Here is an 11581-nt window from a genome sequence, read left to right as displayed (position 1 = left end):
CGGGCGCCGGGTTGCGGGGGGGGGGGGGGGGGCCGGGGGCGCGGGGGGGGGGCGCGGGGGGGGGGGGGGCGGGGGGGCCGCCGCCCCCCCCCCGCGCGGCGGATCAGGTGCAGGCGTTCCCGTTGAGCGTGAAGCCGGTGGGGGACGGGTTGGTGCCGCCGTGGGTTCCCTGGACCCCGAAGCTCGCGGTCGCGCCCGGGGCGATGGTCCCGTTCCAGCCGGCGTCACGGGCGCTCACGGCGGTGCCGTTCTGGGTGACGGTCGCGTTCCAGGCGCTGGTGACGCGCTGCCCGCCCGGGTAGGCCCAGGCCAGCTGCCAGCCGGCCACGGCCGTCGGGCCGGTGTTCCTGACGGTGACGGTCGCGGTGAAGCCGGTGTTCCAGGCGTTGTCCACCGTGTACGTCACCGCGCAGGCGGCGGTGGGCGGTTCGCCGCCGCCGGAGGTCCGCTCGGCGGCGTAGGCGGCGAGCCAGGCCAGCGGGGCGTTCCAGTTGACCGCCACTTCGTTGGTCGAGTACGAGTCGATGTGGTCGATGTAGCAGGCGGCGGGTGCGCAGCCGGTCAGCCTCTCCTTGGCCACGGGGTCCTGGAGCCCGCTGTTGGGTCCGCCCGCGAGCGACCCGGCGGGCGGGTGCGGCAGGGAGGCGTCCAACTGGTGGGCCCAGAAGCGGTGGTGCTGGTTCTGCGAGGACGACTCGCCGTAGCCGGTCACGTACGACACGCCGAGGGCGTTGCGGCCCAGCAGGTAGTCCATCGTCTCCAGCGCGCCGGCGGCGTACCGTCCGTCGCCCGTCAGCTCGCCGGCGACGGCCATGACGATGGCGTTGTTCGCGATGTTGCCGTTCGAACCCCAGAAGTAGCCGTCCGCCGGGGTCGGCACCGCGTAGCCCTGGGCGGCCATCCGGGAGAGGTGCCCGTCGGCGGCCGCGATCACGGAGGAGCGGACGCGGGAGACATCGGTGGCGGGCAGCCCGTTGGGGACCGTGGCCAGGACGAGCCGGCCGAGCGCGGCCGTGTCCGCCCAGCCGAAGCCGTACGGGCCGAGGGCGTCGGCCGAGGTGTGCCAGGACGAGGCGGTGAGCGCGTCCCGGTAGGCGCTCTCGCCGGTCGTCGCGTACAGCTCGGCGGCCGCCCAGTAGAACTCGTCGGTGACCCGCGTGTCCTCGTAGGCGCCGCCGCCCGTGCTGTCGGAAGCCGGCGCGTACAGGGCCGGGTTGGCCTGCGCCGCCGTCCAGGCCCGGCGGGCCGCGGACAGACAGCGGTCGGCGTACGCGGCGTCGTACGGGCGGAAGACCCGGGCGCACTGCGCGGCGGCCGCCGCGAGGTTGAGGGTGGCGGCGGTGGACGGGCGGTGCAGCTCGCGGGGCTGGGCGTCCTGGTCGGGGCGCAGCGGCATGCCGGTCCAGGCCGCGTCGTGGATCTTGTGGAACGCCATGCCCGCGTACGGCTTGCCCTCGGGCACCTGCATCCGCATCAGGAAGTCGAGCTCCCAGCGGGCCTCGTCGAGGACGTCCGGCGTCCCGTTGCCGCGCTCGGGCACCCGCAGGGTCGAGTCGCCCAGCGCCGCGCCCTTGCCCGCCCGCTCGGCCCGCTCGAAGGAGCTGACGAGCAGCCAGGTGGAGAGGCCGCCGTTCACCACGTACTTGCCGTGGTCGCCCGCGTCGTACCAACCGCCCCTGACGTCCTGGGAGTAGTCGCACACGGTGGCCTGGCAGGGGACGGAGGTGTCGCCCTTGTTGGGGGCGACGCCGAGGTGACCGGCCGGGCGTGCGTAGGCGGAGCCCACCAGGGAGGCGTCGATCGCGATGCCGCTGCGCTGGTGGTGGAAGAAGGCCATCGCGTCGGAGCGCAGCGTGTCGTAGAGGTCCGCGCGGATGTCGAACGGCGTGCTGCTGCTGCCGTCCACCGCCAGGACGTATCCCGAGCCCGTGCTCCGGTACGAGGAGAAGTCGGCCACCTGGACGGACTGCCCGGAGGGCGTGTCCGCGCCGCGCGGGACGGTCGAACCGGAGGCGACCACCGTCCCGGACGCGTTCCGCAACTGCCAGGCGAGCGCCTGCGTCGCCGTCGTGACGACGGTGGCCCGCTTGGGGCCGTCCGGCAGGTAGCCGACCTGGTTGACGCGTACGGCCGTGGTCGCCGCCGCGGCGGCGGTGGCGCCCACGGCGGGCGGGGCGGTCGCGAGGCCGCCGAGGAGGAGGGTCCCTGCCAGCAGCGCGGTGGAGAGGCGTACGCGGCGGCGTAACGACGGAGTGGTGCGGGGCATGAGCGGCTCCTGTGGATCGTGGTCGATCGGCACCGGGAGGCTGGGAGCGCTCCCACGTACCGAAGTGTCGAACAGGGGTCGATGTGCCGGGGATCTCGTGCGCACCGTAATGACGTCCCGCCGCCACCGTCAACGGGCCCGACCGGAGCGGTTTTTCGACCGCCGGAACGCGCGAGGCCCCGGTCGCCGGAACGCGCGAGGCCCCGGCCGCCGGGGGGAGCGGTGGCCGGGGCGAGGGGAGGCCGTGCGGAACTGCACGGGCAGCACGAGCGGGCGGCCGGCGTGCGGTCTCAGCGGTTGAACGTCAGCCGCGGGGCCGCGTTGCGGGCGAGCGTGTGGGCCTGGTCGGCCCACCAGGTGCCGGCCGGCGGGTCGACGATGCCGTACTCGGGATCGATCGTGCCGCCCGTGTTCCGGGTGCAGCTGCCGTCGGACTCACCGGGGATCTTGACCCACAGGTAGGCGTCGACGAGCGGGACCCCGGTGTCGGCGGTGGGACGCGGGCCGAGCCCGCGGCCGGGCGCGTTGCACCAGATCTCCGGGTCGCCGGTGTACTTTCCGGGCTCCGGGGTCCAGGCGCCCAGGCCGTTGCGGCTGGTGTCGATGACGAAGTGGCGCAGCGCGTCGCCCGGAGGGGTTCCCATGGCCTGGTCGAACCAGGCGTCGGTCCAGCGCCAGGTGGCGGGGTCGGCGGAGTCGACGGCGTTGCCCGGGGCGCCGTCGTTGGGCGCGGCGGGCGAGTAGTACTGGGTGGCGCACCAGTCGGTGTGGCCGCGGGCGTGCTCGGGGCCTTCGGTGGCGTACCACATGCACTTGGAGATCCAGGTGCCGTAGCGCGCGTTGTGGTCGGTGGGGTGGGTGTTGGACACGTTGAGGGCGAAGCCGTCGCTGTCCCGCACGCCTGCGTCGAGGAGTCGGCGCGCCATCTCGCCGACGGGCCGCCACAGGACGTTGCCCGCGTCGAGGTACGCCGTGGTGCGGGGCTTGGACTTGAGGGTCCTGACCGCGTAGGCGAGGTCGGCGATGCGGGTCGCCGTGCGTTCGCCCGTCGGGTCCACGTCCGGCCCGCAGTCGTTCGGGAGCAGCGCCAGGCCGTCGGGCTCGACCACGACGACGGCCTTGCTGTCGCCGATGCCGGCGGCGAAGGCGTCGATCCACTGCCGGTAGGCGGCGGAGGAGGCCGCCCCGCCGCTGGAGTACTGCGAGCAGTCGCGTCCCGGGACGTTGTAGGCGACCAGGACGGGGGTGCGGTTCACCGCACGGGCCTCGCGGATGAGGGTCCTGACCTTGGCGCGGACCTCGTCGGGCGTGCCCTCGGTGAACCACTCGGCCTGGGGCCAGCTCGCGAGCTTGGCCATGTTCACGGCGTTCGCGAGGTCGCCGTTCCGGAGGTCGGTGAGCGCCTGCCTGGCGGCCTTGCTCTGCGGGTCCACGTAGAACCGCGTGGTCGGGGTGAGCGTGTCCGTGGCGGGCGCGGCCTGCGCCGGCGCCTGCGTCGCGATGAGGGCGGCACAGGCCGCGAGCGCACCGAGGGCGGCGGTCGCGCGGCGCCGTAGGCTGCGTGGCTTCATGAGGGCTCCTGGTCGGAGGGGCGGGGAGAAGAGGTACGGGGTGGAGGAGGGGTGGTGGAGCCTGTGGCCCGGTCGCGGGGCGGCGGAATCCGGGCCACAGGAGTCTGAGGTGCCGGCGGTCAGTAGCCGTAGATCATCTTGTAGGCGACCTCCGGCAGGAACTGTCCCGCAGTGGAGCCGGTCCCGACGCCGCAGTTGCCGTCGGACTCGCCCGGGGCCTTGATCCACAGCAGCATCTCGGCGCCGCCGCCCAGCTGGGTGGGGGTGCCGATGCGGCGGCCCGCGGCGTTGCACCACTCGCCGTTGGCGCCGTTGCCGTTGCGGCTGGTGTCGACGACGAAGGGCTTGGTGTAGCCGTAGCGGGCGGCCAGTTCGCCGTTGACGGCGTTGCCGTAGGCGGTGTTCTGCGCGGTGGTGAAGTAGTTGGAGATGTTGAGGGAGAAGCCGTGGGCCTGCCGGAGCCCGGCCTCGTGGAGGCGCTGGGCCATCGCCCCCGCGCTCACCCAGCCGGGGTTGCCGGCGTCGAGGTAGACCCAGGTGTTGGGCGCCTGGCGGTTGAACTCGGCGACGGCGCCGCTGAGCATGCCCTGGCGCTCGCGGATCTGGGCCTGGTTCAGGCAGCCGTAGTCCGCGAGGGAGTCGGGTTCGAGGACGACGACGGCCGGGCGGTTGGCGATCCCGCCGGCGAACTGCGCGATCCAGGTCGCATAGGCGGAGGCCGACGAGGCTCCGCCGCCGGAGTGCCCGCCGCACGAGTCGCGGAGGTAGATGTTGTACGCGACCAGGATGGGCAGCTTGTCGTGGTAGTCCGCCGCCCCCGCGTACGCGCCGGTGGCGGTGCCGATGGTGCCGCTCCAGGAGCCGAACCAGCGGGCCATGGGGGTGTTGGCGAGGGACGCGTTGATCGCGGGTGTCCGGCCGTCACCGGGGTTGGCGGCGACCCACTGCTTGGCGCTGGAGTTCGGGTCCACGTAGAACCCGCTGGTCATGCTGGTCGGGTCCGCCGCGTGGGCGGACGGGGCGACGGCGAGCGCCAACGGCAGCGCGGAGAGGGCTGCGACGAGGGCGCGGATTCTGCGGCGCATGAACGTACCTCGGCTTCCTGACGGCGGTCGTACCGCCCGCTCTCGTCCAGAGCGTGCGGTACGCGGGGACCTCGGACCTGCGGAGTTCGTGGAAGCGCTCCCACTGGAAGCGGTCCCAGTGCGCACTCCGGATGTCTGGGGTTGTGGCCGGTATCGTGTGATGCCCAGATCAGCCTGTCAAGTGGCCCCGTTTAACTTGCACTTCACATAGCGGCAAGAAGGCTTTACAGTCCTGGAACTGGAAGCGCTCCCAGCCTTCCGTGCGTTCAGTCCGTGACAGGGAGGCGACACTCATGGCCGAAGGTGTGCCACGTCGGCAGTCGACACTCGACGAGGTGGCCGAACTGGCTGGTGTCTCACGGTCGGTGGCCTCCCGGGTGCTCAACAACGCCCCGCACGTCAGCCGCGCCAAACGCGAGGCTGTCGAACGGGCCGTCCACCAGCTCGGCTACGTACCGAACCCGACCGCACGCGCGCTGGCGACCCGTCAGACCGGCGCGGCCGCCCTGGTCGTCTCGGGCGAGGACCCGTCGATCTTCGCGGATCCGTTCTTCGCCCAGGTCATCGTGGGCGCTTCGGCCGCTCTCGAAGACGCCGATCTGCACCTGATGCTGTGTCTGGCCGCCTCCGACCGGGGGCGCCGACGAGTGGAGCAACTGCTGCGGTCCAAGGGCGCCGACGGCGTGATGCTGATGGCGCTGCGCGAGGACGATCCACTGGCCCGCATGGCCCAGGAGGCGGAGATGCCCGTCGTGTTCGGCGGCCGCCCGGTCGGTTTAGACCCCCGGTGGTACGTGGACGTCGACAACGCCGGCGGCGCCCGGGCCGCGACCGAGCATCTGATCGCGGCCGGCCGGACGCGCGTCGCCACGATCTGCGGACGTCTGGACACCGAGGTCGGGCGTGCCCGGTACCGCGGCTACCGGGACGCCATGCTGGCGGCCGGCATCGAGCCGTACCCGCCGGAGGTCGGGGACTTCACCCAGTCCAGCGGAGCCGACGCCATGGCCGCCCTGCTGGCGGACCACCCCGACCTGGACGGGGTGTTCGCCGCCAGCGACAACATGGGGGCGGGCGCGCTGCGCACGCTGCGCGACGCCGGCCGGTCGGTCCCCGACGACGTCGCCGTGGTCGGCTTCGACGACCTCGCCGTGGCCCGGTTCGCCGATCCACCGCTGACCACGGTGCACCAGCCCATAGAGGGTCTCGGACGGGAGATGGCGCGCATGCTGGTCGCGCTCATCAACGGACAGGACCCCACCCCGCTGATCCTCCCTACGCGCCTGGTCACCCGCGCCAGCGCCTGACGCGACACGCCCGCGGACACCCCCTGGGGCGCCCGCGGGCACCCCCGCGGTCGCCCCGTGGACCCTCCCGTGCCCCACCCCCGTGCCCCACCCCCGTGCCCCACCCCTGTCTCCACCCTTCCGTTCCCCCTGGGCAGCACCCGGCCTTCCTTTCCCTGCTCCTCGGCCTTGACAGGTCGTCACAGGAGAGGCAGGGTTCCGCTCGCCGCCTTTTGGGAGCGCTCCCAATCTCGGGAAGCAGCCCACGGGAACGGTTTCCCCGGGCCCTCGAAGGCCCACCCCCGCACCGCCCGCCGACGAGGCGAGGCCCTGCCCGGCGTACCCCGCAATCCCCCTGACGCATCGAGGAGATGCCATGTCCCGCTCGTCCGTGCCGCGCGTCCGCACCCGCTCCGCCGCCCTCGTCTCCGCGGCCGCGGCCCTGACGCTCACCCTCACCGGCTGCTCGTCCTCCGGTGACGACTCCGCCTCCGCCGACGGGAAGATCACCCTGACCGTCGGCACCTTCGGCACCTTCGGGTACAAGGAGGCCGGCCTGTACGACGCGTACATGAAGCAGCACCCCGGGATCACCATCAAGGAGAACCCGACCACCGTCGAGGGCAACTACTGGACCGCCCTGCAGACCCGGCTCTCCGGCGGCGGCCTCGACGACGTCCAGGCCCTCGAAGTCGGCCGCATAGCCCTGGCCACCTCGGACGACCTCTCCGGCGCCTTCGCCGACCTGTCCGACGCCCCGGGCGTCGAGAAGAAGAACTACCTGCCCTGGAAGTGGGACCAGGCCACCACCGCCGACGGCAGGACGATCGGCCTCGGCACCGACGTCGGCCCGATGGCCATCTGTTACCGCCAGGACCTGTTCAAGGCCGCGGGCCTGCCCTCCGACCCCGAGTCGGTCGGCAAGCTGTGGGCCGGCGACTGGGCGAAGTTCGTCGAGACGGCCAAGCGGTACCAGGCCAAGGCGCCGAAGGGCACCTACTTCATGGACAGCGCCACCGGACTGTTCAACGCCGTCGTCTCCAGCAGCCCCGTCCAGTACTACAAGGACGGCAAGCTCGCCTACAAGGACTCGGCCAGCGTCAAGACCGCCTGGGAGCTGGCCGTGCGGGCCGTCCAGGGCAAGACCAGTCAGGGGCTGAAGATGTTCGACACCCCCTGGCAGACCGCGTTCTCCAAGTCCTCCTTCGCCACCACCGTCTGCCCCTCCTGGCAGCAGGCCAACATCCAGCAGTTCTCCGGCCCCGCCAACAAGGGCAAGTGGAACATCGCCCAGCCCCCGGCCGCCGGCAACTGGGGCGGCTCCTTCCTCGCCGTCCCCTCCTCCGGCAAGCACGTCGACGAGGCCAAGAAGCTCGTGGCCTGGCTCACCGCGCCCGAGCAGCAGGCCAAGGTCTTCCAGAAGGTCGGCAACATCCCCGCCAACCAGGCCGCCTACGACCTGCCCGGCGTCGTCGACTACAAGAACGCCTACATCGGCCCCGACGCCGCCACCGGACAGATCTTCTCCACGGCCGCCCAGGCCATCAAGCCCGCCGAGACCGGACCCCACGCACAGGACCTGACCGGGGCGTTCGGCACCGGCGTCCAGCTCATGGAGCAGAACGGCAAGAGCCCCGAAGAGGCGTGGAACTCCACCGTCCGCCAGATCGACAGCACCATCCAGTAACCCCTCCCCGTCCCTTCCCGACCCTCCCCGGCCGTCGCCGCGGGGGAGGGGGCGGCCGGTCACCGGTGGGCCGGCCGCCCCCTCGCCGTACCGACGCGACCGGCCGTGACCACTGAAGGAACCCGCCCGTGGCCTCCACGACCGCACCCAGCCGCAACGGCCCCGAAGTCCGGCAGGACACCCAGCCGCCCCCCGCCCGACCCGCCGGGAGCCGGTCCTGGCGCAGCCGCCTGCACCGCTGGGACACCAAAGGCACGCCGTACGCCCTCGTCGCGCCCTTCTTCCTCGTCTTCGGCGCCTTCGGCCTCTTCCCGCTGCTCTACACCGGATGGCTCTCCTTCCACCGGGTGAGCCTGTACAACGTCGACCGCGCCGAATGGGTCGGGCTGCGCAACTACACGGACCTGTTCACCGGCCAGGTCAGCCACTACTTCTGGAACGCCCTCCTCAACACCTTCACCCTCGGCGTCCTGTCCACCGTCCCCCAGCTCCTCATGGCCCTGGGCCTCGCCCACCTGCTGAACTACCGGCTCCGCGCCCGAGGCTTTCTGCGCACGGCGCTCCTCGCCCCGTACGCGACCTCCGTCGCCGCCGCCACCCTCGTCTTCGCCCTCATCTTCAGCCCCGAGGGCGGCATGGCGAACTGGGTCCTCGGCCTGTTCGGCGCCGGGCCGGTGCACTGGGAGGCCGGCCGCTGGAGCTCGCAGTTCGCGATCTCCGTGATCGTCACCTGGCGCTGGACCGGCTACAACGCCCTCATCTACCTCGCCGCCATGCAGGCCGTGCCGCGCGAACTGTACGAGGCCGCCGCCCTGGACGGCGCCAACCGCTGGAAGCAGTTCGTGCACGTCACGGTCCCCGCCCTGCGCCCCACGATCCTCTTCACGGTGATCGTCTCGACCATCGGGGCCACCCAACTCTTCGGCGAGCCCTACCTGTTCGGCGGCCAGAGCGGCCACCAGGGCGGCACCGACCACCAGTACGAGACCCTCGGCATCCTCATGTACGACCAGGGCTTCCACTCCAGCATGCTCGGGCGCGCCAGCGCGGTGGCCTGGATCATGTTCGGTCTGCTGCTGCTCATCGGGCTCGTCAACGCGCTCATCACCCGCCGCCTGCGCGCCTCCCAGTGACGTGGAGTACGACATGACCACCACCACCTCCGCCCCCGGCCGCACCCACCGGGCGGGCGCGCGACCCTCCGCCCGGGCCGGCCGGGCCGGCGGCCAGCACCGCGCCGGACGACTCGCCCACCTCGTCCTCGGACTCGCCGCCCTGGCCTCGCTGTTCCCGCTGTACTGGACGCTGGTCGCCGCCTCCACCGACAGCCACGCCGTCGTCTCCAGCCCGCCGCCGCTGCTGCCGGGCGGCAACCTCTTCGAGAACCTCGGCTATGTGTGGGAGAACGCCGGCGGGCGCGGCATGGGCGTGGCCCTGCTCAACTCCACGCTCGTCGCCGGGACCGTGACCGTCAGCACGGTCACCTTCTCCGTCCTCGCGGGCTTCGCCTTCGCCAAGCTCCGCTTTCGGGGCAAGAAGGTCCTGCTCGGCCTGGTCCTCTCCACACTCGCCGTGCCCGCGCAGCTCAGCGTCGTACCGCTGTTCATCCTCACGAAGAACCTGGGGCTGAGCAATCACCTCGGCGCGCTGATCCTGCCCGTCCTCGTCACCGCCTTCGGCGTCTTCTTCATGCGGCAGTTCCTCTCCCACGCGCTGCCCACCGAACTCCTCGAAGCCGCCCGCGTCGACGGCGCCAACTCCCTGCGCGTGATCTGGCACGTCGTCTTCCCCGTCGCCCGCCCGGCGATGGCGGTCCTGGGCATGCTGACCTTCGTCCAGTCCTGGAACGACTTCCTCTGGCCGATCATCGTCATGAACGGCTCCACCAACCCCACCGTCCAGGTCGCCCTCGCCGGACTGGGCACCGGATGGTCCACCGACTGGTCCGTCATCACCGCCGGAGCGCTCATGGGCACCCTGCCCCTGCTCCTGGTCTTCGCCCTCTTCGGCCGCCACATCGTCGGCGGCATCACCCAGGGCGCCCTCAAGGGCTGACCCGCCCGCTTCCCCACCTGTCCGACCAACTCCGACCACCTCCGCCCACCTCCGACCGAGGGAGACCCCGTCATGCCCGCAACGCCCGTCACCGCCCGTGTCCCCGCGGCCGTGGACACCCTCCACTTCCCGCCCGGCTTCCTGTGGGGCGCGGCCACCGCCGCGTACCAGATCGAGGGCGCCGTCGCCGAGGACGGCCGCACGCCCTCCATCTGGGACACCTTCTCCCACACCCCCGGCAAGGTCGCCAACGGCGACACCGGCGACATCGCCTGCGACCACTACCACCGCTACCGCACCGACGTCACCCTGATGTCCCACCTCGGCCTCCAGGCGTACCGCTTCTCCCTGGCCTGGCCGCGCGTCCAGCCCGGCGGCCGGGGACCCGCCAACGCCGCCGGCCTCGACTTCTACAGCCGGCTCGTCGACGAACTCCTCGACGCCGGCATCCAGCCCGTGGCCACCCTCTACCACTGGGACCTGCCCCAGGCGCTGGAGGACGAAGGCGGCTGGACGGAACGCGACACCGCCGAACGGTTCGGCGAGTACGCCGCCCTGGCGGCCGACGCCCTCGGCGACCGGGTCGCGCTGTGGACGACCCTCAACGAGCCCTGGTGCTCGGCCTTCCTCGGCTACGGCTCCGGCGTCCACGCCCCCGGCCGCACCGACCCCGCCCTCGCCCTGCGCGCCGCCCACCACCTCAACCTCGGCCACGGCCGTGCCACCGCCGCCCTGCGCGCGGCGCTGCCCGCCCACGCCCGGATCGCGGTCTCCCTCAACCTCCACCAGGTCCGCCCGCTCACCACGGACCCCGCCGACCTCGACGCGGCCCGCCGCATCGACGCCGTCGGCAACCGCGTCTTCACCGGCCCGATGCTCTCCGGCGGCTACCCGGACGACCTCCTCGCCGACACCGCCCACGTCGTCGACTGGAACGACCTCGTCAAGCCGGGCGACGAGGCCGCCATCGGCGCCCCCATCGACCTCCTCGGCATCAACTACTACACCCCCGCCGTCGTCTCCGCCCCGACCCCCGGGACGGGCGCGGCCAACCACGCCCACGGCGAGAGCGACCACTCGCCGTGGCCCGGCTCCGAGAACGTCAACTTCCACCTCCCGCCCGGCGAGACCACGGACATGGGCTGGGCCATCGACCCCAGCGGCCTCTACGACCTCCTCATGGCCACCTCCCAGGCCCACCCCGGCCTCGCCCTCGCGGTCACCGAGAACGGCGCCGCCTTCCCGGACGTCCCCACCGCGGACGGCCGGATCCACGACCACGACCGGATCGCCTACCTCCAGCAGCACCTCGCAGCCATCCACCAGGCCATCGCCGACGTCCGCGGCTACTTCCTCTGGTCCCTCCTCGACAACTTCGAGTGGGCCTACGGCTACGCGAAGCGCTTCGGCGCCGTCCACGTCGACTACGCCACCCAGCTGCGCACCCCGAAGCGCAGCGCCCGCTGGTACGCCAGGGCCATCGCCGGCAACGCGATCCCGGGCCTCTGAGACGTCACCCCCCGGCCGGGGGGGGGGGGGGGGCGGGCGGGCGGGCGGCCCGCCCCCCCCCCCCGCCCCGGGCCCCCCCCGCGGAGGGGGCCGCCGCCCGGCCCCGGCCCCGCGGGCGGGGC

The 11581-nt window shown here is 72.8% G+C and carries 8 protein-coding genes; 5 read left to right on the top strand and 3 right to left on the bottom strand.

Annotation, left to right across the window (positions count from 1 at the left end; genetic code table 11):
- Positions 1 to 103: 103 nt before the first annotated feature.
- The 3 genes from ACFW1I_RS00810 to ACFW1I_RS00800 form a co-directional block, all read right to left on the bottom strand.
- Positions 104 to 2266, bottom strand: coding sequence for a glycoside hydrolase family 9 protein (locus tag ACFW1I_RS00810; RefSeq protein WP_384664763.1), 2163 nt, complete (start codon positions 2264 to 2266; stop codon positions 104 to 106).
- A 290-nt stretch (positions 2267 to 2556) separates the two neighbouring features.
- On the bottom strand, positions 2557 to 3837 hold the full coding sequence (locus ACFW1I_RS00805) for a glycoside hydrolase family 6 protein (protein WP_384664761.1): 1281 nt from the start codon (positions 3835 to 3837) through the stop codon (positions 2557 to 2559).
- A gap of 119 nt (positions 3838 to 3956) precedes the next feature.
- A complete protein-coding gene (locus ACFW1I_RS00800) occupies positions 3957 to 4922 on the bottom strand; it encodes a glycoside hydrolase family 6 protein (RefSeq protein ID WP_384664759.1) in 966 nt (321 codons plus the stop codon).
- A 293-nt stretch (positions 4923 to 5215) separates the two neighbouring features.
- Between ACFW1I_RS00800 and ACFW1I_RS00795 the strand changes: the two genes are divergently transcribed.
- From ACFW1I_RS00795 to ACFW1I_RS00775, 5 genes are all read left to right on the top strand, one after another.
- Complete coding sequence (locus tag ACFW1I_RS00795; protein WP_384664757.1) at positions 5216 to 6229, top strand: LacI family DNA-binding transcriptional regulator; 1014 nt, start codon at positions 5216 to 5218, stop codon at positions 6227 to 6229.
- Positions 6230 to 6584: 355 nt separating this feature from the next.
- On the top strand, positions 6585 to 7895 hold the full coding sequence (locus ACFW1I_RS00790; protein WP_384664755.1) for an extracellular solute-binding protein: 1311 nt from the start codon (positions 6585 to 6587) through the stop codon (positions 7893 to 7895).
- 128 nt (positions 7896 to 8023) lie between these two features.
- Positions 8024 to 9028: a carbohydrate ABC transporter permease gene (locus ACFW1I_RS00785; RefSeq protein ID WP_384664753.1), complete on the top strand. Its 1005-nt coding sequence runs from the start codon at positions 8024 to 8026 to the stop codon at positions 9026 to 9028.
- 13 nt (positions 9029 to 9041) lie between these two features.
- Positions 9042 to 9950: a carbohydrate ABC transporter permease gene (locus ACFW1I_RS00780; RefSeq protein WP_384664751.1), complete on the top strand. Its 909-nt coding sequence runs from the start codon at positions 9042 to 9044 to the stop codon at positions 9948 to 9950.
- 72 nt (positions 9951 to 10022) lie between these two features.
- The gene (locus ACFW1I_RS00775; RefSeq protein ID WP_384664749.1) at positions 10023 to 11459 is read left to right on the top strand and encodes a GH1 family beta-glucosidase; all 1437 of its coding nucleotides are present in this window, start codon (positions 10023 to 10025) and stop codon (positions 11457 to 11459) included.
- Positions 11460 to 11581 lie beyond the last annotated feature (122 nt).

It is taken from the genome of Streptomyces sp. NPDC058955 (assembly GCF_042741435.1).
Lineage (GTDB): Bacteria > Actinomycetota > Actinomycetes > Streptomycetales > Streptomycetaceae > Streptomyces.
This window is presented reverse-complemented; position numbering and strand designations above follow the sequence as displayed.